General features: G+C 60.0%; 22 protein-coding genes. 11 read left to right on the top strand and 11 right to left on the bottom strand.

The genetic code is table 11. The features are described 5' to 3' along the window. The first annotated feature begins 13 nt into the window (after window positions 1-13). A complete protein-coding gene (locus tag AD666_RS10825; RefSeq protein ID WP_053151504.1) occupies window positions 14-1,273 on the top strand; it encodes a hypothetical protein in 1,260 nt (419 codons plus the stop codon). Between the two features lie 43 nt (window positions 1,274-1,316). Here the strand turns inward: AD666_RS10825 and AD666_RS10820 are convergent, their stop codons facing one another. Continuing rightward, a complete protein-coding gene (locus AD666_RS10820; protein WP_053151502.1) occupies window positions 1,317-2,642 on the bottom strand; it encodes a sigma-54 dependent transcriptional regulator in 1,326 nt (441 codons plus the stop codon). Window positions 2,643-2,984: 342 nt separating this feature from the next. Between AD666_RS10820 and AD666_RS10815 the strand changes: the two genes are divergently transcribed. The 3 genes from AD666_RS10815 (at window position 2,985) to nhaB (ending at window position 6,311) form a co-directional block, all read left to right on the top strand. Then, the gene (locus tag AD666_RS10815) at window positions 2,985-3,251 is read left to right on the top strand and encodes a hypothetical protein (protein WP_053151501.1); all 267 of its coding nucleotides are present in this window, start codon (window positions 2,985-2,987) and stop codon (window positions 3,249-3,251) included. 185 nt (window positions 3,252-3,436) lie between these two features. Next, window positions 3,437-4,726, top strand: a complete 1,290-nt coding sequence (locus tag AD666_RS10810; RefSeq protein ID WP_053151498.1) for a delta-60 repeat domain-containing protein — start codon at window positions 3,437-3,439, stop codon at window positions 4,724-4,726. A gap of 82 nt (window positions 4,727-4,808) precedes the next feature. Continuing rightward, window positions 4,809-6,311, top strand: coding sequence for a sodium/proton antiporter NhaB (gene nhaB / locus AD666_RS10805; protein ID WP_053151496.1), 1,503 nt, complete (start codon window positions 4,809-4,811; stop codon window positions 6,309-6,311). Window positions 6,312-6,439: 128 nt separating this feature from the next. On the opposite strand, the gene AD666_RS10800 is transcribed toward nhaB, so the two are convergent. From AD666_RS10800 to gnd, 3 genes are read right to left on the bottom strand one after another with little or no spacing between them, the layout of a single operon-like run. Further along, entirely contained in the window at window positions 6,440-7,216 is a 777-nt protein-coding gene (locus tag AD666_RS10800) for an HAD family hydrolase (RefSeq protein WP_269802834.1), read from the bottom strand. 41 nt (window positions 7,217-7,257) lie between these two features. After that, window positions 7,258-8,778 (bottom strand): glucose-6-phosphate dehydrogenase, encoded by a 1,521-nt coding sequence (gene zwf, locus AD666_RS10795; protein ID WP_053151491.1) that lies wholly within the window; start codon window positions 8,776-8,778, stop codon window positions 7,258-7,260. Then, window positions 8,775-9,755: a phosphogluconate dehydrogenase (NAD(+)-dependent, decarboxylating) gene (gene gnd / locus AD666_RS10790; protein WP_053151488.1), complete on the bottom strand. Its 981-nt coding sequence runs from the start codon at window positions 9,753-9,755 to the stop codon at window positions 8,775-8,777. Before gnd ends, zwf begins: the two co-directional genes overlap by 4 nt. Window positions 9,756-10,028: 273 nt before the next feature. Here gnd and AD666_RS26620 point away from each other — a divergent pair, with 273 nt between their 5' ends. Together AD666_RS26620 and AD666_RS10785 are read left to right on the top strand one after the other, a co-directional pair. Then, window positions 10,029-10,202 carry a DUF6026 family protein gene (locus tag AD666_RS26620; protein ID WP_172679619.1) on the top strand — a complete coding sequence of 58 codons (174 nt, stop codon included), beginning with the start codon at window positions 10,029-10,031 and terminating at the stop codon, window positions 10,200-10,202. 253 nt (window positions 10,203-10,455) lie between these two features. Further along, on the top strand, window positions 10,456-12,195 hold the full coding sequence (locus AD666_RS10785; protein ID WP_053151486.1) for a phosphoethanolamine transferase CptA: 1,740 nt from the start codon (window positions 10,456-10,458) through the stop codon (window positions 12,193-12,195). A 114-nt stretch (window positions 12,196-12,309) separates the two neighbouring features. Here AD666_RS10785 and AD666_RS10780 read toward each other — a convergent pair whose 3' ends face one another. The 4 genes from AD666_RS10780 to AD666_RS10765 form a co-directional block, all read right to left on the bottom strand. Then, the gene (locus AD666_RS10780; RefSeq protein ID WP_053151484.1) at window positions 12,310-12,804 is read right to left on the bottom strand and encodes a GNAT family N-acetyltransferase; all 495 of its coding nucleotides are present in this window, start codon (window positions 12,802-12,804) and stop codon (window positions 12,310-12,312) included. Between the two features lie 55 nt (window positions 12,805-12,859). Further along, window positions 12,860-13,981, bottom strand: coding sequence for a cell division protein ZapE (zapE, locus tag AD666_RS10775; RefSeq protein ID WP_053151482.1), 1,122 nt, complete (start codon window positions 13,979-13,981; stop codon window positions 12,860-12,862). A gap of 160 nt (window positions 13,982-14,141) precedes the next feature. Beyond that, window positions 14,142-14,483: a nuclear transport factor 2 family protein gene (locus AD666_RS10770; protein ID WP_053151480.1), complete on the bottom strand. Its 342-nt coding sequence runs from the start codon at window positions 14,481-14,483 to the stop codon at window positions 14,142-14,144. A 51-nt stretch (window positions 14,484-14,534) separates the two neighbouring features. After that, a complete protein-coding gene (locus AD666_RS10765) occupies window positions 14,535-15,251 on the bottom strand; it encodes a YafY family protein (protein ID WP_053151478.1) in 717 nt (238 codons plus the stop codon). A 106-nt stretch (window positions 15,252-15,357) separates the two neighbouring features. Between AD666_RS10765 and AD666_RS10760 the strand changes: the two genes are divergently transcribed. Then, window positions 15,358-15,828 (top strand): LEA type 2 family protein, encoded by a 471-nt coding sequence (locus tag AD666_RS10760; protein WP_053151473.1) that lies wholly within the window; start codon window positions 15,358-15,360, stop codon window positions 15,826-15,828. Between the two features lies 1 nt (window position 15,829). Here AD666_RS10760 and AD666_RS10755 read toward each other — a convergent pair whose 3' ends face one another. Further along, window positions 15,830-16,753 carry a carbon-nitrogen hydrolase family protein gene (locus AD666_RS10755; protein ID WP_053151470.1) on the bottom strand — a complete coding sequence of 308 codons (924 nt, stop codon included), beginning with the start codon at window positions 16,751-16,753 and terminating at the stop codon, window positions 15,830-15,832. 85 nt (window positions 16,754-16,838) lie between these two features. Between AD666_RS10755 and AD666_RS10750 the strand changes: the two genes are divergently transcribed. Next, on the top strand, window positions 16,839-17,747 hold the full coding sequence (locus AD666_RS10750; protein ID WP_053151467.1) for a LysR substrate-binding domain-containing protein: 909 nt from the start codon (window positions 16,839-16,841) through the stop codon (window positions 17,745-17,747). Window positions 17,748-17,749: 2 nt separating this feature from the next. Here AD666_RS10750 and AD666_RS10745 read toward each other — a convergent pair whose 3' ends face one another. Further along, entirely contained in the window at window positions 17,750-18,004 is a 255-nt protein-coding gene (locus AD666_RS10745; protein ID WP_053151465.1) for a hypothetical protein, read from the bottom strand. A 158-nt stretch (window positions 18,005-18,162) separates the two neighbouring features. Between AD666_RS10745 and AD666_RS10740 the strand changes: the two genes are divergently transcribed. Beyond that, complete coding sequence (locus AD666_RS10740) at window positions 18,163-18,480, top strand: YqjD family protein (protein ID WP_053151462.1); 318 nt, start codon at window positions 18,163-18,165, stop codon at window positions 18,478-18,480. Between the two features lie 165 nt (window positions 18,481-18,645). Here AD666_RS10740 and AD666_RS10735 read toward each other — a convergent pair whose 3' ends face one another. Next, window positions 18,646-19,677, bottom strand: a complete 1,032-nt coding sequence (locus AD666_RS10735; protein ID WP_053151459.1) for an Ldh family oxidoreductase — start codon at window positions 19,675-19,677, stop codon at window positions 18,646-18,648. Between the two features lie 241 nt (window positions 19,678-19,918). Here AD666_RS10735 and AD666_RS10730 point away from each other — a divergent pair, with 241 nt between their 5' ends. Beyond that, the gene (locus AD666_RS10730; protein WP_053151457.1) at window positions 19,919-24,748 is read left to right on the top strand and encodes a dermonecrotic toxin domain-containing protein; all 4,830 of its coding nucleotides are present in this window, start codon (window positions 19,919-19,921) and stop codon (window positions 24,746-24,748) included. A 181-nt stretch (window positions 24,749-24,929) separates the two neighbouring features. Beyond that, the gene (locus tag AD666_RS10725; protein WP_053151455.1) at window positions 24,930-25,931 is read left to right on the top strand and encodes a FecR family protein; all 1,002 of its coding nucleotides are present in this window, start codon (window positions 24,930-24,932) and stop codon (window positions 25,929-25,931) included. Window positions 25,932-25,991: the final 60 nt, after the last annotated feature.

Here is a 25,991-nt window from a genome sequence, read left to right as displayed (position 1 = left end):
ATGGACCTGTCTTATGTATCGATCCGTATCGTTAAGCGCCGTCATGTGTCTGAGCACATTGTTCCCGGCCCCTGTGCTGCAGGCGGCACAGGATGCGCAAATCGAAGCCTTGAAACAGGAACTGCTCGAACTGAGGCAGCGATACGAGGTCCAGCAGAAGGCCCTGGCGATCCTCGAACAACGGGTACGCCAGGTGGAGGAACAACCCGTCGCTGCGCCCCCCAAGCGCCTGGTCAAGTCGCCGGCCGATATGAAAGGCAATCAGACGACCGGTGGCAGCGGCTACGGGCAATCCCTTGCAGAGGACTCCCAGCCAGCCCAGAGCGTTTCCAATCTTTATGACGAGGCCAGCGGTTTTTTTGGTGGCGGCAAGTTCAGCTTCGAGACCGGTGTGACCTATTCGCGCTATGACACGCGACAACTGATCCTCAACGGTTTCCTGGCCCTGGACTCGATTTTCCTGGGCAACATCAACCTGGACCGGATCAAGGCCGACACCTGGACACTGGACCTGACCGGTCGCTATAACTTCGACAATCGTTGGCAGTTCGACCTGAACGTGCCGGTGATCTACCGCGAATCCACCTATCAGTCCGGCGGCGCCAACCAGGGCGCTGCCGGGGTGACGAGCGAAGAAACCGTCACCCGCGACCCGACCATCGGCGACGTGAATTTCGGAATCGCCTACAAGTTCATGGACGAATCCGTCGACACTCCCGATGCGGTGGTGACGCTGCGTGTCAAGGCGCCCACCGGCAAGGACCCCTTCGGCATCAAGCTGCGCCAATCCCAGGCCAACACCAACCTGTTCGTGCCCGAGGACCTGCCCACCGGCAACGGTGTCTGGTCGATCACGCCCGGGATCTCTTTGGTCAAGACGTTCGACCCGGCCGTTCTGTTCGGCACCTTGTCCTACACCCACAACTTCGAGGAGTCGTTCGACGACATCAGTTCCACGGTCAACCAGAAGGTGCCGGGCAAAGTGCGGATCGGCGACAGCTTCCAGCTCGGCGCAGGCATCGCCTTTGCCTTGAACGAGAAAATGAGCATGTCGTTCTCGGTATCTGACCTGATCCAGAAGAAAAGCAAGCTCAAGCAGGATGGCGGGGATTGGGAGTCCGTGGTTTCCAGCGACGCCAATGCCGGCTACTTCAACATCGGCATGACTGTAGCCGCCTCCGATAACCTGACCATCGTGCCCAACTTGTCCATCGGGCTGACCGACGATGCACCGGATTTCAGCTTCAGCCTGAAATTCCCGTATTACTTCTGATCGAGAGGTATGCCCCCACAGGGCAATGCACGGGAACCCGGCGTTAGCGGATCTGATGCTTATGCAGCAACCGATAGAAGGTCGGCCTCGACACGCCCAGCACACGGGCTGCGACGCTCAGGTTGTCGCTGTGCCGGTTGAGCACATCGCTCAATGCCTGGCGCTCGGCGCGGGTCTTGTAGTCTTCGAGGGTGCCCATCGGCGCCACGATCGCCGAATGACTGGTCAGGCCCAGGTCCCTGGCTTCGATCTGCCGCCCCTCGGCCAGTACCAGGCCGCGCCGGACACGATTGGCCAGTTCCCGGACGTTACCCGGCCAGTCGTGCATGCCCATCGCCACCAGCGCGTCCTCGCTGAAGCTGCGGGGACGGCGACCGGTTTCCTGGCTGTAGGCATGAGCGAAATGACTGGCCAGCATCGACAAGTCTCCGGGGCGTTCGCGCAAGGGCACCATCACCACTTGCAGCACGTTCAGGCGGTAATACAGATCCTCGCGAAACAACCGGCGCTCGATGGCCGCCTCCAGATCCACATGAGTAGCGGCCAGTACCCGCACATCGACCGCAATCGGTTGGGTGCCACCGACCCGCTCAATGTGCTTTTCCTGCAGGAAACGCAGGAGATTGGCCTGCAATTCCAAAGGCAGATCACCAATTTCATCCAGGAACAGCGTCCCGCCGTGAGCCGCCTCGATGCGCCCGATCTTGCGCTGATGAGCCCCCGTGAACGCCCCCTTCTCATGACCGAACAATTCAGACTGAATCAGATGCTCTGCAATCGCGCCGCAGTTGATGGCGATGAAGGGTTTGTTGCGCCGCTGGGACTGTAAATGCAGGGTACGCGCCACCAGTTCCTTGCCCGTGCCGCTTTCGCCGCGAATCAGGACCGGTGAGTCGGTGGGGGCCAGTTTGCCCAACAGCTTGCGCAGCTCGCGAATCGGCTTGCTGTCGCCCAGCAACGCATGTTCGGGCTGTTCGATATGAATCGAGCCCTGGCCGCGCAAACGCGCCATGCCAAAGGCTCGCCCCAACGTGACCTGGACCCGTGAGACATCGAACGGCAAGGTATGAAAGTCAAAAAACCATTCGCAGACAAAATCACCCACATTCTTCAGGCGCAACACTTCCTGGTTGAGCACGGCAATCCACTCGGCGCCGCTGCGGCTGATCAATTCCTTGACCGCTTCCGGGCGCTCCAGATGATAAGGCTGCAGTCGCAGAAGACCGACATCGCAGGCACGGTCACCCGCGTGATCGAGGGAACAACTGTCCACCTCCCAGCCCATGCTGCGTAACCCCGGTAACAAGCGATGGCAATCATCGCAGGGATCAACCACGAGCAGACGACGCAACGTACTGGCTTCGATCATGACTGATCCTTGGCGCCAAAAGTTAGGAAATATGATTAGAAACAGGTGTTTGGCGAACCTGCATCTAACAGTAGCAAGAAGTTGACGCGCGCTTGTATCGTTTGATTATGGAAATCGCACTAAACCGGTTATAAGCGAGTGTTTCGTTAGTTACCGTCTCCTGAATTCTTTCATAGAGCTTTCAAACAAAAGCGTTTTTACCGGGTCTGAAAGAAAATCGAAATTTATTCCAAGATTGTGTGACCTGGCCCGGGGTTCGGGACATCAGTACAAGTAACCCGCCGCACGGTACGCCCAACCGACGGCACATCATTTGATTGGGCACTTTTAAGAGAAAACGCCATGAACGCCCCGCTCCGTATCAACGAAGCTCTTTTGATTGCCGACCGCGCATTTAAGCCTTTCCAGTGCGTGGCCTGGGCTCCACAAGACGGTAACGGCGAACTGAGCCTGACCGTCGTCGACCGCACCAATACTCATATTGGCCGCACTCAGATCCCAAGCAGTGCCTATACCGATCCAGCCCAATTGGCCGACCTGTTGAAACAGGCCCGTGCCGAACTGAGCCAGGAAGGTTACACACTGCAATCCTGGTCCATGCCCGAATAACTCGGCGGAACAAGCCTGTCATTGTGCGCAGGCTTGGTACTGGGCCGAAAAGTCATTGTTCCGGCACGATTCGCCTCTATATAGGTAGAGGTTGACAGTTGTGTGTCATCCCTTTCAGGGATTGAATGTTGCCCTCATGCAGTCATCGCCCCTTCGGGCCGGTCGACGCGCAAGGAGAGGCATGCATGCTCGATCACTTCGCCCTTGGGCTGCCGAAGCCGGTAGCCCATGCCGGACAGCTTGACGCAGGCTTTGCCGATAACGGCAAGGTGTCGGTTCAGTTCGGCGGCACCACCTCAAGCCTGGCCACGGACATGACCGTCGATCGCAGCGGACGCATTCTGGTGGCCGCCAAGGTCGAGACTGCCCAAGGTAGCCGCTTCGGGCTTGCCCGCCTCAACCACGACGGCTCGCCGGACAAGGGTTTTGGTACCCTTGGCTGCGTCATTGACGCGTTCGAACAAGGTCATGAAGCGACGGCGGGCAAGGTCATCGAGTTACCCGATGGACACATCCTGCTGTCAGGCCTTCATTACGAAAGTGCCGACCGCACCCTTCCCGCCCTGGCGCTATTGGATCAACGAGGCCGTGCGGTCCCTGGATTCGGCAACATCGGAAAAAAAATCATCCGGCTCTGCGGTGGTCTTTCCCTGGGCCTGCGCGACCCGTGGCTGCCCCCCGGCGTACCGGGCCTGGAAGCCAGCGACATGCGGGTGCAGGCCGATGGCAGGATCCTGCTGTTGGCCAACCATCATTTTCAGTTGTCCGACCATGTCGGCATCCTGATCCGCCTGCTGCCGGATGGCAGCCTGGACAGCAGCTTCAATAGCGGCGGTTTCGTGATGGTCCGGCGGTTGCTGAAAAATACCTGGCTGAGCTGTCTCGCGCTTCAGGCCGACGGCAATATCCTGGTGGGAGGCGCCATCGACCTGCCCCAACAGGGATTGATGGCCCGTTATGACCCCAGCGGCAAGCTCGACGACAGCTTCGGTGACAACGGTTTCCTGTCCATCACCACGCAGGAACGCAGCGTGATGATCAGTCAGATCGTCCAGCATGGAAACGGCGATCTGCAGGCATTCGGCAGCAGCCGTGACCCCATGCAGTGCCTGTCACTCAAGGTACGTCTGGACGGTAAACCGGACCCGGACTTCAACCAGGGCCAATGCCGGCTCATTCAGATCGGACGCAGCGCGAGCCAGTGGACCGCCGCGCAGATTCTATCCGATGGAAAACTCGTAACCGCCGGTGCCACCATCGGCGGCATCGAAGCGGATTTCGTCCTGGCACGGCATCTGCCGGAGGGCGACCTCGACCCGTTTTTCGGTCAAGGCAGAGGCTGGACCCGCACACGGCTCGGCTACAGCCTGGACACCGCCACCACACTCGCGGTCCAGGCAGACGGGAAGATATTGCTGGGGGGCTATTCACTCCACGGTACTTACAAGGCCGTCGTGGCACGGTATTGGGCATGAATTGCCAACGTATTTTTTCCTACGCTTGATATTCCCTATTGCTTACGGCAAGTTGCGCGCTTCTAAATAAAAGGAGCAGCCGATGTCCGGTTCAATGGCTGGAGCGTTCGCGCATAACTTTCTTGGGCATTCCCCCCGCTGGTACAAGGCGTGCATCGTCGCGTTCCTGATCCTCAATGCCCTGGCGCTGTGGACACTTGGGCCGGTCGTGGCCGGGTGGATGCTGGTGCTGGAGTTCATCTTCACTCTGGCCATGGCGCTCAAATGCTATCCCTTGATGCCCGGTGGCCTGCTGTTGATCGAAGCCCTGGCCCTGGGCATGACGACCCCCAAGGCGCTGTACGACGAGCTGATCCACAACTTTCCGGTGATCCTGCTGCTGATGTTCATGGTGGCCGGGATTTACTTCATGAAAGACTTGCTGCTCTTTCTATTCTCCCGCCTGCTCCTGGGCGTGCGCTCAAAGGCACTGCTGGCCTTGATGTTCTGCTTCTTGTCGGCATTCCTGTCGGCATTTCTCGACGCACTGACCGTCACGGCGGTCATTATCAGCGCCGCGGTCGGTTTTTATTCGGTATACCACCGTGTGGCTTCAGGCAACGATCCGCGCCAGGACAGCAGCGTTGATGAAGACCATGACCTGCCTGTGCTGCACCACGGGGACCTGGAACAGTTCCGCGCTTTTTTGCGCAGCCTGCTGATGCATGGCGCCGTAGGCACCGCGTTGGGTGGTGTGTGCACCTTGGTGGGCGAGCCGCAGAACCTGCTGATCGGCCATGAGATGGGTTGGCATTTCGTCGACTTCTTTCTGAAGGTCGCCCCCGTATCGCTGCCCGTGCTGGTGGCCGGGCTGGTCACTTGCGTGGCTCTGGAGAAACTGCGCTGGTTCGGCTATGGCACGCTGCTGCCGGACAACGTGCGCGTTGTGCTGGCCGACTACGCGGAGCAGGACAATCGCGAGCGCACCTCACGCCAACGCGCCGCGTTAATCGTGCAGGGTATCGCCGCGCTGATCCTGATCGTGGCCCTGGCCCTGCACATCGCCGAAGTCGGCCTGATCGGCCTGATGGTGATCGTACTGATCACTGCATTCACGGGAATCACCGACGAACATCGACTCGGCAACGCATTCAAGGATGCCATGCCATTCACCTCGTTGCTGGTGGTGTTCTTCGCGGTGGTCGCGGTCATTCACGACCAGCAATTGTTCACGCCGCTGATCCAGTGGGTGCTGGCCCTGCCCTCCGACCAGCAGCCAGGGATGCTGTTCATCGCCAACGGCCTGCTGTCCGCCATCAGTGACAACGTGTTCGTGGCCACCATCTATATCACCGAGGTGAAACAGGCCTTCGTTTCCGGTCACATGAGCCGTGAGCAGTTCGAGACCCTGGCGGTGGCCATCAATACCGGCACCAACCTGCCCAGCGTCGCGACCCCCAACGGCCAGGCTGCGTTCCTGTTCCTGCTGACTTCATCGATTGCACCACTGATTCGCCTGTCCTATGGCCGGATGGTCTGGATGGCACTGCCCTACACCGTCGTGATGGGTGGTTTGGGTTGGTTTGCGGTGACTTACTGGCTGTAATCCATCCGGAAACGCTGTGGGAGCAAGGCTAGCCCGCGATGGCGTCGACAGACCCGACATCACCGCCTCAGGCGGACCGCTATCGCGAGCAGGCTCGCTCCCACAGGTTTTTCCTTTCGTGCGACGGGTTATCGCGGCAGGATATACCGTTCGATCGCCAGCGCCGCCCCGTCTTCGGTACTGGTAGCGGTGATGACGTCGGCCTGGCGCTTGATCGCCTCTTCCGCCTGGCCCATGGCAATCGACAGGCCTGCACGATGAAACATCGCCGGGTCGTTACCCCCATCGCCCATGGCCGCCGTCTGCTCCAGCGGCACATTCAGAAACGCCGCCAGGGTTGCCAATGCCTCCCCCTTGTTCGCCTTCAGCGCCGTGACGTCGAGGTAGATCGGCTGCGAACGCGACACTTGGGCCTGCCCCTTGAGCAGCGGATGCAACCGGGCCTCCAGTTCAACCAGCAGATCGGTATTGGCGCTGGTCGCCACGATTTTGTCGATGCGCTCCAGGTACGGCTCGAAGCTCTCGACCTCAACGGGCGGATAGCCCAGGCCACGGGTTTCCACCGGCACCATCGGGCCATTGGCATCGCGCACCAGCCAGTGGCCATCGGCAAACACCCACACCTCGATGCCGGGCTGATCGGCGTAAAGCGCCAGCGTCGTCAGGGCTACTTCGGGTGGCACGTAGTGCACGGCAAGGAAGCTGCCGTCCGGGTGAACCAGCGTCCCGCCATTGAAGGCGGCGGTAGGCAGATCGACACCCAGGGCTTCGATCTGCTGCAACATCGCCCGTGGCGGTCGGCCGGTGGCCAGGCTGAACAACACGCCCGCCTCGCGCAAGGAGCGCACGGCTTCGATAGTGCGTTGGTTGAGACTGTGATCGGGCAGCAAAAGCGTGCCGTCCATGTCGCTGAGCAAAAACCGGATGGGCCGTTTCAACAAATCACTCACCCCAGGCCATGCCAAACGCGACCGTCGCGAGTCAGCAATTCATCGGCGGCAGCGGGTCCATCCTCCCCGGCCTTGTAAGGCTGGACGGTTGCGTCCTGCCGCCAGGCGTCGAGGAACGGTTGCACCGCGCGCCAGCCATTCTCAATGTTGTCGGCACGCTGGAACAAGGTCTGATCACCGGTAAGACAATCGTAGATGAGGGTTTCATACCCCGTTGACGGCTGCATTTCGAAGAAGTCCTTGTAGGCAAAGCCCAACTCTATATTCGCCATGTCGAGGGCTGGTCCCGGCCGCTTGGCCAGCAGGTCGAACCACATGCCTTCATTGGGCTGGATCTGGATTCTCAAGTAGGTAGGTTGCAATTCATCGACTTCGGTGTCGCGGAACTGCGCGTACGGGGCCGGTTTGAAGCAGATGACGATTTCCGTGTCGCGCACGCTCATGCGCTTGCCGGTACGCAGGTAAAAAGGCACCCCGACCCAACGCCAGTTATCGATCATGACCTTGAGGGCAACGTAGGTTTCGGTGGCACTGTCGGGGGCCACATTGGCTTCCTGACGGTAACCGTTCACGGCATTGCCGCCGATCGTACCGGCGGTGTACTGGCCCCGTACCGAATTGGCGCGCGCCTGCTCCACCGTCCAGGGCCGGATCGCCCCCACCACCTTGGCCTTTTCGCCGCGCACCGCGTCGGCGCCGAAGGCAGCCGGGGGCTCCATCGCCACCATGGCCAGCAATTGGAACAGGTGATTGGGCACCATGTCCCGCAAGGCGCCGGTGTGCTCATAAAAACTGCCACGGGTTTCCACGCCGACGGTTTCGGCGGCGGTGATCTGCACGTGGTCGATGTAATGGTTGTTCCAGAACGCTTCGAACAGACTGTTGGAAAAACGACTGACCAGGATGTTCTGTACGGTTTCCTTGCCCAGGTAATGGTCGATCCGATAGATCTGTTTCTCGCTCATGACCTTGAGCAGGCAAGCATTGAGCGCTTCGGCGGTTTGCAGGTCGGAACCGAACGGTTTTTCGATCACGACCCGGCGGAAGGCATCGCCCTGCTCTTGCAGCAGGCCCGCCGCGCCGAGGCGACGGACCACTTCACTGAAAAAGCGCGGCGCGGTGGCCAGATAAAACACCGCATTGGCGGTACCACTGGCGGCGATTTTCGCCGCCAGTGCCTCGTAGGTGCTGTCATCGAGGAAGTCACCCTGCACATAACCGATGCCCTTGGCCAATCTGGCCCACAGCTGCGGATCGAGCGCCTGGGCGGCATCGCCTCCTTTGCTCGCCGCTTGGTTACGGATGAAATCCTCGAGTTTTCTGGCGAAGTCCACGTCGCTGATCGCGTTGTGGTCAACGCCGACGATCTGCAGGCCATCCCCCAGGAACCCGTCGCGAGTGAGGTGGTAAAGCGCCGGCATCAACAGGCGCTTGACCAGATCACCATGGGCACCGAACAGAAACAACGTGGTCGGCGGCGCGGGCTCTGCCTTGGATTTCCTGCCGATCGCGGTCATTTTTTCGGAGTCTCCACATGGCCGCCGAACCCGAAGCGCATGGCCGACAGCATCTTGTCAGCGTAGGTGCTTTGCTGGCGGGAACGGAAACGGGCGAACAGCGAGCTGGACAGCACGGGTACCGGCACCGCTTGTTCGATGGCGGCTTCGATGGTCCAGCGTCCTTCCCCGCTGTCGGCCACTTCACCGGAAAAGCCGTCCAGCTTCGGATCGCTGGCCAGGGCATCGGCCGTCAAATCCAGCAACCAGGACGACACCACGCTGCCACGTCGCCAGACTTCGGCGATATCGGCCAGGTTCAGGTCGAAACGCTGTTCCGGTGGCAGGCTTTCGCTGGATTTGGTCTTTAGAATGTCGAAGCCCTCGGCGAAGGCCTGCATCATGCCGTACTCGATGCCGTTGTGAATCATTTTCACGAAATGCCCGGAACCGGCCGGCCCCGCATGGATGTAACCACGCTCGGCGCGGTCATCGTCGGACTTGCGGTCGCGGGTGCGCGGAATATCGCCCATGCCTGGCGCCAGGCTGTTGAACAGCGGGTCCAGGCGCGTGACCACATCGGCGTTACCGCCGATCATCATGCAATAGCCGCGTTCCAAGCCCCAGACGCCTCCCGAAGTGCCGACGTCGATGTAGTCCAGACCTTTTTCAGACAGCGCCTGGGCGCGACGGATGTCGTCCTTGTAATACGTGTTGCCGCCGTCGATGATCACGTCGCCGGGCTCCAGCAGCTCGCTCAGCGCGTTGATGGTGTCTTCGGTGGGTGCGCCGGCCGGCAGCATGACCCAGACCGCTCGCGGCGCTTGCAAACCAGCCACCAGGGCCGGCAGATCCGCGACGCCCGTAGCGCCAGCCTGGACCAGGTTTTCGACGAACGCGCCATTGCGATCGTAGACGACGGTGGTATGCCCATCGAGCATCAGTCGCCGCGCAATGTTGCCGCCCATGCGGCCCAGTCCAATGATCCCGAGTTGCATGTGCTGATGCTCCCTACTACAAATAAAGGTATGTCAAAGGTTTAGCTCACGACTATGAGGAGGTTAGTCCAGAGCATTGCTGCATAGTTTCCGGTTAATTCGTGCAATCACAAGGGATAACGCTTCAAATCCGGTCGAAGACACGGCGACCATGAAAAATAAAAAAGTTCCATTCACGAGCAAAAGAAATCAGAATCGGCGCCGATAGTAGAGGTGTCGACCAAAAACTGGCGACATCTCTATAGTTGATGTACGCCATTTGCGAGGTGAGCAATGGACCCAGTCGTTACCGCACGTCCCCCACAGACCCTTTATGTGACCATTCGTCGCGATGAATTACGCTTGCTCAAAGAAGAGCGTGAACTGCTACTCGACGAGGTGACCCAGCTACGCATGCAGCTGCAGCACGCCTCACTGCCCCACCAGCGCCAGGCACTGGCTCGCTGAGATCCAGCCCAATCCGGAAGTGACGCTGAGCAGAATCGGTGTCACTTCCACGAAACCTTTGCAGGAGGCCAGCCGGCGACACACGGTGACGCGCCCCTGTAAGCCCCCCTCGCTACAAGCCCCGCCCTTCACATCCAGGAAAACTCACAAAGTTTTCACACCCTTATCGCGATACTCCTGGCCAGGGTTGGTCGGCGCGCGCCTGCGGGTGGCTTCGCTACCCGGGATTTCTTCGACAGAGGCTGGAGCGCTGATGAGCTTGTTAAAACGCAGCAAAACGACTGCGAAAGGTTTCGATTGGGCCGGATTAGGCTGGCTTTTTCTGTTTTTCTGGTATTTTTCGGGCATTACCCAACTGCTCATCCTGGTAAGCGATACCTCCGGCTTCACCGGATTTCGCCAGGCATTCATCATGAGCGCCGTGTGGCCGGCACCCATGCTGTTGTTCCCCTCCCGGACCCGCTCGCTCGCCGCTCTGATCGGCGTGGTGCTGTGGGCTTGCTCCATGGCCAGCCTCGGTTACTTCTTCATCTATCAGCAGGAATTCTCCCAGAGCGTCATCTTCATCATGTTCGAGTCGAACGTGGCGGAAGCCGGGGAATACCTGACCCAGTATTTTGCCTGGTGGATGGTGCCGGCATTCCTGGCGCACACCGCAGTCGGTTATCTGCTCTGGACGCGTCTGCGCCCGGTGTACCTGCCCAAGGGCCAGGCCATGGCAATCGCGGCCGTGATCATGGTGGCCGTGGTCGGTTATCCGCTGGTCAAGCAAACCCTGCGCACCGGCACCTGGGCCGGCGGCCTGGAGAAATTCGAGGATCGAATCGAGCCGGCTGTGCCTTGGCAAATGCTGGTGGCCTACCGTCGTTACGGCGAACAACTGAGCAACATGCAGGGCATGCTCCACAGCGCCAGTCAGATCCCGCCACTGCGCAACCTCAAGGACGCCACGGCCAATCAGCCCGCGACCCTGGTGCTGGTCCTCGGTGAGTCCACCAACCGCCAGCGCATGAGCCTGTATGGCTATCCGCGGGCAACCACCCCGGAGCTGGACAAGCTCAAGGACCAGTTGTCGGTGTTCGATAACGTGATCACCCCGCGCCCCTACACCATCGAAGCGCTGCAACAGGTCCTGACGTTTGCCGACGAGCAGAACCCGGACCTGTACCTGACCACGCCTTCACTGGTCAGCATGATGAAACAGGCGGGCTACAAGACGTTCTGGATCACCAACCAGCAGACCATGACCAAGCGCAACACCATGCTCACCACCTTCTCCCAGCAGGCCGACGAGCAGGTGTACCTGAACAACAACCGCAACCAGAACGCCGCGCAGTACGATGGCGATGTCATTGCCCCATTCAACAAGGCCCTGGCCGACAGTGCGCCGCGCAAGCTGATCGTGGTGCACCTGTTGGGTACCCACATGAGTTATCAGTATCGGTATCCGCCGACGTTCAACAAATTCAAGGACCGTCAGGGCGTGCCGGCAGGTGTGCGAGACGACCAGGTCCCGACCTATAACAGCTACGACAATGCGGTGCTGTATAACGACTTCGTGGTGTCCAGCCTGATCAAGGACTATGCCAGAACCGACCCCAACGGCTTTTTGCTGTACCTGTCGGACCACGGCGAAGACGTGTTCGACTCGCCGGGCAACGACACCCTGGGTCGCAACGAAGGCAAACCTACCGCGCCGATGTACACCATTCCGTTCATCGCCTGGGCTTCGCCCAAGTGGCGGGAAACCCATGACTGGAACTTCGCTGCCGAACTGTCACGGCCATACAGCAGCTCTCAATTGATTCACACCTGGGCGGACCTGGCAGGCTTGAGCTTCGATGAACTGGACCGTAGCAGGAGCCTGGTCAGTAATGAGTTCATGGCCCGACCGCTGATGATCGGAAATCCTCACCAGCGCCAGCACAAGGCACTGATCGACTTCAGCCTGATTCAGCCCAAGGCCCCTCAGCCTCGGCTCGTACAGCAGTAGGCCAGACAAACGCTGCGGGAGCGGGCTTGCTCGCGAAGACGTCGTAACCGCCGACATTTGCGTCGCTCGACACTCAGCCTTCGCGAGCAAGCCCGCTCCCACAGTACCTCAGGGCTACAGGAATTTGGTCCAGAACAGCATGCGGCCATGCTCCGGGTCGAACATGCCGGCGGAAAAGCCGAACCTGGCATAGCTGGCCTGTGCCACGGCATTGCCTTCCAGCACCTCCAGGGTGATCTTGCAGCAACCTCGCTGGCGCGCAATGTCCTCGACCTTGCGCAACATCTGCTGGCTCAGGCCCAACCCGCGAAAGGCTTTCATCACGGCAACGTCATGAATATTCACCAGCGGACGGCAGGCAAAGGTCGAGAAACCTTCGAAACAATTGACCAGTCCTGCCGGCTCGCCATTGACGAAAGCCAGCACGCTGAAGGCATAGGGGCGCTTGGCCAATTCCTCGGGCAGATGCAGCAGCACTTCGGGCGCCAGCGGCCGTCCGATCCCCATCGGATCCTCGGCATAGCCATTGAGCACATGGCAGATCGCTTCGGCGTGGACCGGATTGGTGTAGCTGGCTTGCAGTACAAGAATGTCCTTGGCTTCTTCCATGAACGTCGATCTCTCTGTGCTGATACCGACGCTTCGGGCCGTCGGCGGATACCGGTCAGACAGGCTGACCAAAACGTTGCAGTTGCATTTCCTGGAGGCGACTGAGGGTACGGCGAAACGGAAATTGCAGATAGCCCTCGGTGTACAACTGTTCCATCGGCACCCGGGCCGAAAGGTACAGCGGCACTTTGCGATCGTAGCATTCATCGATCAGGGCGATGAAGCGCCTCACTCCGTCATCGTGAACCGACAGCTGTGGCAACTCCCGATCTCCCGCCTCGACCCGCTCGACAGCGTCTTCGGTACCTCGGGCGATTCGTCCCTCGCGTTGTTGGGCACTCAGGCTGGGCACGTCGCTGAGCAGAATAACCCTGAAGCGGTCACACAACGCCATGAAATCCAGGGCCGAAAACGGCTGTTCGCACAGGTCCGCGTACCGACTCCAGAGTACCGTGTCGCTGGCCTGGACCGGTTCAAGCGACCGATGGCCCACTTCTATCGGCCCGCTGCCAAGGGCTTGCCCTGCGGTCAATCGGGCAAAAGTTTCAGCCAGGGGGTCGGGCTGCCCGGCTTCCAACAACCAATAACGTTGTTGCAGCGCACCCGGGTGCTGGCGATGGTCTTGCCACCCGTTCACCGGCACGATTTGCATGTGTTGCTTGATCGCCGTGATGGTCGACAGGAACCGCTCACGGTTGTGGCCATTGGCATAAAGTTCTTCGGGCGGCAGGTTGGAGGTGCTGACGATCACCATGCCCCGCTCGAACATCACCTGGAACAGCCGACCGAGAATCATGGCATCACCGATGTCGGTGACGAACAGTTCGTCGAAACACAGCACCCGCACCTCGGCGCTCAACTCACGGGCCAGGGCCTGCAGGGGATCCGGCGTGCCGGTGAGCTGGAATGAGCGCTGGTGCACCCAGGCCATGAAATGGTGGAAATGCTGACGTCGCGCCGGGACCTTGAGACTTTCATAGAAACGATCCATCAACCAGGTCTTGCCACGTCCTACCGGCCCCCAGAGATAGACGCCCTGAATTGATTTCCGACCCTCGTGCACCGCCTTGTGGCATTGCTCCAGGGCCATGATGGCCAACTCCTGGGCTTCGTCCTGGACGAAACCGTGATGCTCGATGGCATGCTGCCAGGCACTCAGGGGAGAATCGAAAGACATGCGGCCCGGGTCCGAAAAGAGAAGCCGGGAGTATGCCACGTGGAAACCCTGTGGGAGCAAGGCTTGTCCGCGATGAAGGCACTGCGGTCGCCTATCAAAAATCCATGCAGACTGACCCACCGCTTTCGCGAGCAGGCTCTGGTCCTACACAATTGCGGCTCTAGACGGAGATATCCAGCCGGCTGATCTTCCCTTGTTCATCGAGCCGGAAGGTGTACCGCAACTCCAGTGGGCTGCCGGGAAAGGTCCCGGAGATCAGGTTGTGTACCAGCACCTTGCCGGTGCGTTGCTGCACGTTCAGGACTTCCACCCGAGGCTGGTAACGTTGGGCGGTGTCCTCCATCCATTGGGCGATGGCCTGGGTGCCTGCCCGGTGTTGGCCCTCATCGAAGACATTGGCGTCCTCGGCGAAAAAACGCACCGCCGCCGAACTGTCACGGGCATTGGCGGCCGCTATGTAGCCGGCGATGGCCGGGGCCAGGGAAGAGACGGGATTGGACATGGTACGGCTCCTTGTTTTATCGATCTGGCCCCATGCTAAAACAGCGCAATGTCAGTTTTTGTCAGGAGTGAAACGTCCGGTTTCATCCAGTTGCATGAGCTTCATCCAGGCTCGCAACAGATCGCTGCGCCTGCCGGGATAGCGCTCTCCCTGCTCGGTGGCGGACGCAATCCGATCGGTGCGAAAGGTCCGGTAGGCACCGCGCAATTCGCACCAGGCCACCACGACCCGCGCCTCGTTGAAAAAGCCCAGGGCGAGCGGCCAGATCAACCGCTGGCTCGGTGTGTTGTTGACGTCGACGTAATCGATGAACAGCTTCGCCTGGGTACGAATGGCCTGGCGGTACACATTCAATTCCACGGTATTCTGCGGGTAGCCATAACCCGGCGGACCGGGCAGCACCGTCGGGTTCTGCAAGGCATCCCGGACGTCAGGGGCCAGCACGGCGGCGACCTTCGCCAAGGCATCGGCAGCGGCCTTGCCCAGCACCTCGTCGCCACGCTGATCCACGTAGCGCAAGCCCAACACAATGGCCTCGATTTCGTCCGCCGTGAACATCAGGGGCGGCAGGAACAAACCGCTACGCAAGACATAACCGATGCCGGCCTCCCCCTGGATCGGCGCCCCAAGGGCGGTCAGCTCGGCGATATCCCGATAGAGTGTGCGCTCGGACACCTTCAACTCGGCCGCCAATGTCGCGGCGGTAACCGGACAGCGCTTGCCGCGCAAGACTTGCAACAAAGTGAGCAGCCGGGTGGTACGCGACACGATGGACTATCCGGAAGGAAAAAGTTGACGCAGATTAGCAGAGGCCGGTGTCAGAAACTGTCAGGAGCCCGGCGTCCTCTGGTTCCCTACTAATCGTGAGAGTCCCATGCGCAGAATCATTGGTTCGTCCATTCTCCTGATGCTCATGAGCCTGAGCGGCTGTACCCTCTTGCAGCGCCATGATCCGCTGAACATCAATGTGGTGGGCATCGAACCCTTGCCCAGCCAGGAACTGGAGATGCGTTTCGCGGTGAAACTGCGCTTGCAGAACCCCAACGACATCGGCATCGACTATAACGGCGTGGCGCTGGACCTGGAGGTCAATGGACGCACGCTGGCGTCAGGGGTGAGTGATCAGACAGGCTCCATCCCGAGGTTTTCCGAGCAGGTGCTGAGTGTGCCAGTCAGCATTTCGGCTTTTTCGGTGCTGCGCCAAACGCTGGGCCTGAGCCAGGCCCAGAGCCTGGACAACCTGCCCTACGTGCTCAAGGGCAAGCTCGCGGGCGGGTTGTTCGGTACCGTGCGCTTCGTCGACCGCGGGACCCTGGACTTGCGGGCCCCCACGACCACTTGGTGACTTACGCGGTAAACCGCACGCCGGGCCTGGCCCGCTCGTCCACCACCAGCTCGAACACATCCGGCCGGGCATAATGCCCGACCACGTCATAGTCGTAGCGCGCCCGCACCAGATCGTCGGTATCGATTTCAGCCGTCAGCAACCCTGCCCTGTCTTTCAGCGGACCGGCCAACACATCCCCCATGGGGCCGACGATGACACTGCCGCCGGCGATCAACGGACGTTCGGTCGGCCAGTTCGCGATCTCGATCCCCAGCGCCTGGGGCGAGGCCTGGACCTGACAGGCGCTGACCACGAAGCACCGGCCCTCATGGGCAATGTGACGCATGGTCACCTGCCACATATCCCGTTCATCCACCGTCGGCGCACACCACACCTCGACGCCCTTGGCGTACATCGCCGTGCGCAGCAGCGGCATCATGTTTTCCCAGCACACCGCCGCGCCCACACGGCCGACCTGGCTGTCGATCACTGGCAATGTCGAGCCATCGCCCTTGCCCCAGATCAGCCGCTCCGTGCCGGTGGGCATCAGTTTGCGATGCCTGGCCACCAGACCTGCCTCGGGTTCGAAATACAGGGCCGTGCAATAAAGCGTACTGCCAGCCCGCTCGATCACGCCCAGCACCAGGCTCGCCCCGGTGCGCGCCGAGAGCCCGGCCAGCGCTTCGGTCTCGACCCCGGGCACGTCGATGGCATTGGCGAAATAGCGGGCGAACGCCTCGCGTCCCTCCGGCAGCCGATAGCCCAGTTGAGTACCGAAACCTTCTCCCTTGGGATACCCGCCCAGCAGGGCCTCGGGCATGACCACCAATCGGGCACCGGCCTGACGTATTGCCTCCTCATAAGAGAGGATCTGCGCCAGGGTTTCGCCCTTGCCGCCGGGCAAGGAACCGATCTGCAGGGCGGCGACGATGGATTTTGGCATGGGTTGCAACTCCTGATTATTAGGGTGTTGCCGATTTTCGGACGCCGATTGATCATGAATAAAGCCCTGAACACTGCTAAATGATATGAGCCATATGAATATCGAAGACGTCGACCTCAATCTGCTCAAGACCTTCGAAGCCCTGCACGACGAGTCCAGCGCCAGCCGGGCCGCCCTGCGCCTGGGTGTGACACAGTCGGCCATCAGCGCTGCCCTGCGCAGATTGCGAGGTCTGTATGACGATCAATTATTCGTGCGCACCGGCCGCGGCCTGGCCCCGACTTTGCGGGCCAACCAGCTCAAACCGGTCATCAGCGATGCACTGGACAAGTGTCGCCAGAGCCTGGCGATGATCGATCCGGATGCCGGTCGCTACGAAGGTCGCTCGGTCATCGTCGGTCTGTCCGATGACTTCGAGGTGGCTTATGGGCGGCGGCTGATCGAAGAAGTGGCCCGACGTGCGCCCGGATTGCGGTTGATTTTCCGCCAGACCCACAGCCAGATCGTTGGCCGTAACCTGATGGAGCGCACCCTGGACCTGGCGATCACGGCGGGAGGGTTTTCGCAGCGGTTGCTCAGTCGCCAGGTATTGGGGGAAGGCGATTATGCGTGCCTGGTCGACCAGGCCAGCCTGGCAGAGGACCAGGTGACCCTCACGCTAGATGCGTTCGTGGCCCGCGAACATCTGCTGGTCTCATCCGGCGGCTTCATCGGTATCACCGACGAGGGGTTGGCCGGGCTCGGGCTGAGCCGGAAGGTGTGCGCGTCGACCACTCATTTTGCCGCATTGCCGTTTCTGCTCAAGGGCAGCCAGGCGGTAGCGACCATTCCGAGGCATGCCGCCAGGGCCATCGCGGCGCTCAGCGGTCTGGCGTTGTTGCCCTGTCCCATTGCATTACCGCGCTACCCTATCGAACTGGGCTGGCGAACCCCAACCCAAATGGATCCTGCGGTGATCAAGGTTCGCGAGGCTATTGTCGCCACCTTTGCATAGACCTATTTATTTGCCGCCATCAGACGATTGACTTCACTGCGCACCATATTGGCGAATTCCGGAGGCGACATGCCGTCCAGTTCCGCACGCACCCACTCGGCCCACTTGCCCTTGCGCTTGGAACGCTCACCGAACAAACGGGCGGCCTCACCCTTGGCCTTGCCCAGATTGTTCTGCCACAGTTCGAACAGTCGGGATTTTTCGTCTTCCAGTGCGGCGCGCTCGGCCAGGGGCTTGTCAGCCAGATTGAAGCTCATGGGGAATTACCTGTTGCGTAAATAGGCGACATCTTACACCTTGCAGGGAAACGTCTTAACCCCGATTGAGTTTGGATACTGCGATGATTGCCCAAGGCTGCAACTTTCGCTCAAGCGTCACACTCAATTGTTCATCGCCATCCCCCAGGAGCCATTCGATGCCTCGTAAAAACACCGAGCAAGCAAACGGAGAGCAAATCAAGGATCAAGTGTTCAGCGAACTGAAGGTCCTGATCGAAGAGTCGGAAAAGCTGCTCAAGAGCAGCACAGCGCTGGTCGGCGAAGACGCCGAGAACCTGCGGGGCCAGATCACCCAGAAACTGCAACTGGCCCTGGATTCGCTTGCCAGTGCGCGTGAACGCACCCGCCCCATGGTAGATGCCACCGAAAATTACATTGGCGGCCACCCGTGGCAAACCGTGGCAATTTCCGCCGGCTTCGGGCTGGTGGTGGGCTTATTGCTCGGACGGCGCTGACCCGCCACACCTGAGGAGCAGGGCTCGCTCCCACAAGGACAGCGTTCTTTCAGACACACCACCAACCCCCGTGGGAGCGAGCCTGCTCGCGATGAGGCCAGTGCCTCCAACATCACCGATTCAGGCAGAACGCTATCGCGGGTAAGCCCAGATCCTACATCCTGGTTATACGCCCGCAAGCTCCCGCAACTGCGCCATCGTCTGCTCATCCAGTGCAATCCCGCTCTCATTGGATTGACGACGCTCGCGATGCCGACGATCCCCTGGCAGCCGTTGCAGGCCCACCCCCTGCATTTGCCTGACCAGTTCCTGGCTGCGCTCGGCGAAGTCCTGCCCGGCGGCCTTGCTCGGGTCGATCACGATCAGTAACTGGCCGGTCCACGGCGTCTTGGCACCCGGGTGGTTGTTCCAGTCGAATTCGAAGGAAAAATTGCCTCCGGTCAGGGCGGCGGCCAGCAACTCGACCATCATCGATAACGCAGAGCCCTTGTGCCCGCCAAACGGCAAGAGGGCGCCCCCTTCGAGAATCGCCTTCGGATCGCATGTCGGTCGGCCCTGGCTATCCACCCCCATGCCCGGCGGTAACAGCTCGCCCTTGCGGGCAGCGATCTGCACGTCACCGTGGGCAATGGCGCTGGTCGCCAGGTCGAAGACAATCGGCTCGCCACCGGCCCGAGGCGCGGCGAAGGCAATGGGGTTGGTGCCGAACAACGGACGATCCGCGCCATGGGGCACCACGCACGTCATGCTGTTCACCACGCTCAGCGCCACCAACCCTTCGTAGGCAAACGGCTCGACATCCGGCCAGAGCGCCGCGAAGTGGTGCGAGTTTCGGATAGCCAGTACCGCGATGCCGGCACTACGGGCCTTCGCCACCAACAATGGACGCGCGGCGGCCAGGGCCGGTTGGGCGAAACCGTTACCGGCGTCCACCCGGACGAACCCTGATGCGATGTCCTCGACCACCGGCACTGCCTGGCCATTCACCCAACCGCTCTTGAGCGTCGAGACATAGCCGGGAATGCGAAAGACCCCATGGCTGTGGGCACCGTCGCGCTCAGCGCTGGCGCAGTTCTGCGCCAGGGTCCGGGCGACTTCGGCCGAAGTGCCATGCCGCAGGAAAATCTTCTCCAGCAAACTCACCAGGGCATCGTAGGACAGGGGGCCGGAAGCGGTGTGATCGGATTGCGCAGACATCTGAAGCTCCAGAGTGATTGTTGGAGGTAGCAACAGCGTTAGAGAAACCAGCCCGGTGATTAACACTGCTTCACGAATACGCTGTCAACCTTCGCGCAGACAGGCCTGAAGGCCCTGCAGCTTGACAGCTCCGGAGCCTGGCGTGCGGTAACTATGTACCACCCTTGCCTGTTCACTCCCCCCTAGCCTGACCGCTTTTCATTGGAGTGCCGCCTCGCGGCGCCTTGACCGAGAAGCGACGATGACCACCGAAACCACGCCACTGCTGTTTCCCGAAGTACTGGGGGCCACCCGCCTGGCCGAACTGATCTCACCCGACGGATTGACACAGCAGGACCTCGACTGGCTGCACCACGCCGCGCTGCCCAGCCACACCCTACGCGCCGCGCAGACGCCCCCGATGACTGCCGAAACCCTTCTGTTCGAAGTCGAGGACAAGGCCCCGATCCCACTGGCCGGCTGCTTTGCCCTGTCCGCCCTGCCAGAAGCCGGTACATCGAACGACAAGCCTGCGTTTCTCTACACGCCCTGGCGTGGTATTGAAAAATTCGACAGCCTGGAATCTCTCGAAACGAAGATCAACGAAATGCTGGCGATCCCCGCCGAGCGAGACGCTTTGTTCCAACTGCTTTCAATCTCTCAACGGGCCGAACTGAACGGCGCGACTACCATCGTGCTGACCCGTAAACCAATTGAAGGTGATGTCTTCAGGTCCCAGGTCGAATCCATCGAGCACACTCAAGCCCTCAACGGGCAGCTGTTGGTGAAGCAGCTGATCGCACTACCCTCGCTGAACCGGATGCTCGACGAGATACTGAACGAAGTAGCCTCGAACTTCGACCATCGGCATACCCGGGTGGCCATCAGCACTCACGGCAGTCCGGGCGAGTCCAAGACCCATAAAGTAACCAGAATCCTGTCATTGGCCGACGCGATCCTGGTCTACTTTCACCATCAGGGACGCCCCTACGGACATGACGTCGAATTCGTGCACCCGGAAATAACGGCATCGCCCGGTAATTCGCGGGAGTGGGAAAGCCTGCTGAGGGTCACCGCCGCAAGCCTGATTCCCCGGCTTGTCGGCTGCATCGAGACGTACTGGGACGCCAGCGGCCCTTTTCATGCGCCACGCCGGTCGTTTCTTTCCCAGGTGCTCAGCGATGCAATGCGAGCGGACATCCTGATCAAGCGGGAACAACGACAACTGACGGCTACGCAAAGCCGGGAGCTGCTGCGGCTGTTCAGGCCTTCCCGCCCGGACGAACCGCTGCAGTTCATCGAAACGATTCGTCTCTGGGAGTACGCCCCGCTGTACGTAGAGCTTGCGGGCTCATTGATGATCAGCGCCAAAGGGCACTACCTCTATACACCCAGCCAGGGCGTGCAGGTCGTCGAGGATTATCTGGGTTTCAAGCACGCGCTGTTCGATACGCCAGCCAGCACCACGCGAAAGGAAGCGTTGTACGGTCTCATGAGCCTGGAGGAGCGCAACCGTTTCTTGCGCTTCGACGAACCACAAGTGTCGGGGCATCCGGTGGCCTTGCCGGTATTCGAGTCCCTGGCGAACTCAATCATTGCCAAACAGATCAACAATCTCCATTACACCTTGGAAATGTCCCGCCAGGACAAAATGAACGTACATGCCCTCGTCGACAAGGCGTTGGACATACGGACCCTGGTCGACAAAAGCCTCCTGAGGCATCAAACCAGCGGTCATTGGGGCACCCGGCCAGCGCTTCATGGAGACTTGCGCCCATCCAGTCTGATGGCCGATCAGTTGGAAAGAAAAATCAAGACTTATGCCAGCGTCGAGGACGCTTTCAACACACTGTTCGGCCAACTGTCGGTCTCCACTGACCTCTCCCTGCTCAAGGAGTTGAGAGGTTTGCGTTCGAAACTCACCAACGTATTCTCCGTCGGAATACGCGCCGAGGCCGAGCTACGGGAGCTTGACGGCACACTGGCGCCGGCTGCCCACGACCTCATCGGCAGCGTTTTCGCCTACGACCCCGATTACCCGGACCGTGATCAACGTATCGGCGTCAAAGGCTTTCGGCCAGATGTCTACGCCTTGAGACTCAGTTGCATCACGGAAGACCAGACGACGTCCCTTCCTGTCGCCAATTGTTTTTTTCTGACCGAACGCGGAGGCCTGGACACGCCTTATTCAGGCCTGGCGATTCTCTGGACACCTTCGGATGGGCTTCAGGTTTTTCCCTCCGTCGAAATCGCCACCCGGGAAATCAACCGGTACCTGCTCGACTCCAGAAAACGCTTCAGCCTGTTGGCCAACCTGCCCCCTGCTCAACGCAAGCCCCATGGCCGATATCAGCTCGAGGCATTTGAGCTGATCGAGGACAACGTCCTGTTGAACCGGATGAACTCCTTCATCCATTTTTTCGAGGCCGAGCAAGGCTACTTGAGCACATTGAAAAGCGGAGACTGGCAACTGACCGGGCAGGCTCTTGCAAAGAGTCTGAAATCCCTGGTGAACAAAGGCGCTCCCACCAACCTTCCGCGCGCGATACGTATTGCCCAGGCCGACAGATGGCGACAGAAATTGCCCGCCTGGCTCGGCTCGGCCTCTCTTGAAGATCAACGCCTGCACGTTGATCTGCTGGAGCAATACAGGAGCAACGTGAGCGACGGCAAAGACTATCTGGACGGCATCGAGCCGCTGCACACGTATGCGTACAAAAAACTGAAAACACTGCTGAATGCGCGCTTTGCCGAAAACGACCTGGACCCGGCCACACTTCAGATCACGCCGAACCTGGCACTCGCAGGCCCTGCCAGTCCGCTGACCGATTTCGCCTTGAATCACCTCGAGTCAACCCAAAGGACCGGATTCACGGTGTCCTCTACTTCCCGGCAAACATTGCCTGAGCGCCTCAACGAAACGACCGTCAAACAGATGCAACTGTCACTCGATATCGCCACCTCGTATAAGCAACACGTCCAGGAAAAGCTTTCCGGCAAGGGCGTGGACGCCCAATCGAGAAGGCAGCGTTTTCGCCGTCAATTACCCTGGCAACTGTTGCAATACGCCCACGCACGCCATTTGCAACAATACCTGTCCCCTTCCGCATTCGATCTGATCCGCCAGGTACTGGACATGCCGGACGCCATCGCGCGTCAGGCCGTGAGGGGGGCGAATGCGCTGATTCGGCCATTGGAGCTGATCAAAACCGACGGTGCCACGGCCATCAAAGCCCTGGGACTGTACCTGATCGGATCGAGCACCGATGCGAAAGCGCCCCACGTGCTGTACTCGCCTTACCTAGCAGGCCCGGCCCTTACCGAGTTCAAAGACGAAGCGAGCCTTATCGCTGCGCTCAACCTGCCGGGAGCGCTTCAGGATCTGGTGATCAATCGGCTTCCCGCGAACCAGCAAAGTCTATTCAGGAACCTGTTCGCCTCTACAATGGGACAGCGCTCGGAGATCACCCTGGCCTCCAATCCAATTCGGGGAAATCTGTTCGATGCGTTGTTTGACGACAATGTGCAGGTGTTATCGGACTTGTTGACTACGCAAACCGACAGCAAGCGTCAATTCGACTGGGAAACGGTCCTGCATGTATTCAGCTCCGGAGTGAAGTTCGCAGGACGGCACCTGCCGGGCAAACTGGCGTTTTTCGAGACCCTGTGGGAGAGCTACCAGGATTTCAAAGCGTCTGCCGAGGCCTTGCAGCAACATGACTGGAAGACTGGCATGCATGATTTTGTCGCCGGTGCGGCAGAAATGGTGTCGCTGGGCTTTCTCAATCGCGACGACACGTTCGGTCTGCTCGATCCAGTCTCGCCAACCGCCTCCGTAGCGGCCCCCGCCAGTTGGCCGGATATCGCGTCCACCGCCCCGACCCGCACCAATCTGCAAGCCTTCGAGGCTACGGACGTCAGCCTGTGCGACCTGCAGCGAAACCTTATCGACGGCACCTACCGCGCCGCCGGGTCCAGCAAAGCGTATGCCTGCCTGGCCGGTAAAGTCTTCCAGGTGGCGAAAGCCAACCAGGTGTGGCGCATCGTCCATGAGAATGGAGAAGGACCGATACTGAAAAAAGCGCCCGGGGGCCAGGAATGGCTGATTGACCCAAATCGACAAACCATTCGTTACGGCAAGGTGATGTCGACCCTGGCAAACTCATATAGCGACTACAAGGCGACCATCTCGCTCAATATCGAAGCCAAAGGTATGACGCAGATACGCAGAAAATATCCTCACTGTGCCAATGCAATCGTGCAGGCACTGGAGACCGCAAGGTTCTATTCATCGAATGCACTGCATAATCTTGGGCAAGCTCGGCGACAACTGACACCGGGCTCCAGGCTGGACACTTTCCTGAAGCTTTTCTTCGGCGTCAGTCGTGTCGATGCGAACCTGATCGAAAAAATCAATACCGCGATTTCGCCGATCTGCAAGGCATTGGCCGATCCTTCCTGGGAATCGCAGAACGCCGACCGCATCGTGATCGGAAACCTCAAGGACATCGACGACACATCGACTGCATTCGTCCTGGGGGCGAAGGCAGAGGGAAGAATCTATTTGACCCAACTGTTCTTCGAGGTGGGGCTGGATCAATACAAGGAGCTGGTCCCGGAGACGTTCAATGTCGATGCTCATGCGCAGGGAGCGACCCTCATCCATGAAATAACCCATCAGCTTTTCGATACGTACGACATTGTCTACCTGGACGCGGCGCTGCCGTTCTACGACCTCATCTCGACAGACTCCGAGCTAGGCCGATTCAAGCAGGGTGACCTGAAAGCCCGTCAACTCCACGGATTGTCGCTGACCACGCCAAGGTCCAAGTTATTCATGGCATGGGATCACATCGCTGGCGAGCTCAAGAGCCTGGAACTGTTGCGGCCCTTCAAAGACATGGCCAGCGAAATCCTCAAGGTCACAGGCGCAAAAACCCTGAGCGAAGCCCGTGATATTTTTCTGGACCCCAATTCAGCGGACAAGCGCATCGACGTCATACTCCGAAACGCCGACTCCATGACGTTGCTCATCTGCATGCTGGGGCGTCAGCTCGACCCGCCCGCTCAGAGCCCTGCCGGGGCGTCTTAGCCCACGCCCTGTGGGCACAGTTGATCTTTTTTTCACGGGAACCGTGAGATGCTTCGACGGCACCCTACCGGCGTGGACGCTTTGTGCCAAAAAAACAGGCTCATTTGGCGTGCAAACGTCATAACGACTGTTCTCGACAGGTCATACCGAAGGTTAGAATGCGGCAAACCAGGAAGAGTCAATGACCGAACGAACACTGTCGGAAGCCGAATACGACGCCATTACCGATGCGGCCGCGCACTGGTGCATGCGCATGCATGCTGCCGACTGCACCGATGCCGAACGACTGGCCTTCAGGCAATGGCACGATGCCGATCCCCTGCACGCCTTCGAATACGAAGCCATGCTGGAAATCTGGGATGTCGCCGATCACCTGCCCCGCGTCGAGCCTGCGCCGCCGCCCCCGATGCCCCGGCCTCGGTCGCGCTGGCGTTCGCTGGCCACCGCCGCCGCGGTGCTGGTGGTGGGCCTGCCACTGGCTGCCTACACAGGCTGGAACCTGGGCTGGCTTGCCAATTCCTATGAGCGATTCGAAGCCGACGCAAGCGTTCGCCGCATCACGTTGGGCGACGGCAGTCAGGTCGAGCTCAACCTGGGCAGCGAGCTGGTGTTCGCCAACTACAAGAATGAGCGGCGGGTTACGTTGAAAAGGGGCGAGGCCTTCTTCGAAGTCAGCCATGATACCCAGCACCCATTCATCGTCCGGGCCGGCCAAGGCCAGGTACGGGTGACCGGTACCCGCTTCAACGTATGGATGTATCAGGATCAGGTACGGGTCACACTGGTGGAAGGCTCGGTACTGGTCGCCAGCAACCAGGCACTGACCCAGAACGGTTCGCGGCTCACACCCGGCATGCAGGCAAGTTACAAAGCCGGCGACTTCCAGGCGCAGGTCCGCGAGATCCCCGCCGACGACAACTCATTGGCGTGGCGCAACGGCAAGCTGGTGCTGAATAACCTCACCCTTACCGACGCCCTGCCATTGATCAACCGCTACCTCGACCATCCCGTCATGCTGGCCGATAACAACACCGGAGCCCTGCGTATCGGCGGTATCTACAACATCAGCGAAGTGAAGAACCTGGTGCCTTCGTTACCAAAGGTGCTACCGGTCTACCTGACGCAGAACAAGGATGGCAATCCGGTCCTCAACACCGTCGGTCAACGACCCGCCAATCAGTGAAGAAGCCGCCGTCTCTCCCAACAGGAGCGAGATGGCGGCTTCCGTGCCGATAAGTCCGGC

Source organism: Pseudomonas sp. Pf153 (genome assembly GCF_001269775.1).
In the GTDB taxonomy this organism is placed as follows: domain Bacteria; phylum Pseudomonadota; class Gammaproteobacteria; order Pseudomonadales; family Pseudomonadaceae; genus Aquipseudomonas; species Aquipseudomonas uvaldensis.
Note: the sequence above shows the minus strand (reverse complement) of the source record. Positions and strands in the feature narration are given on the sequence as shown.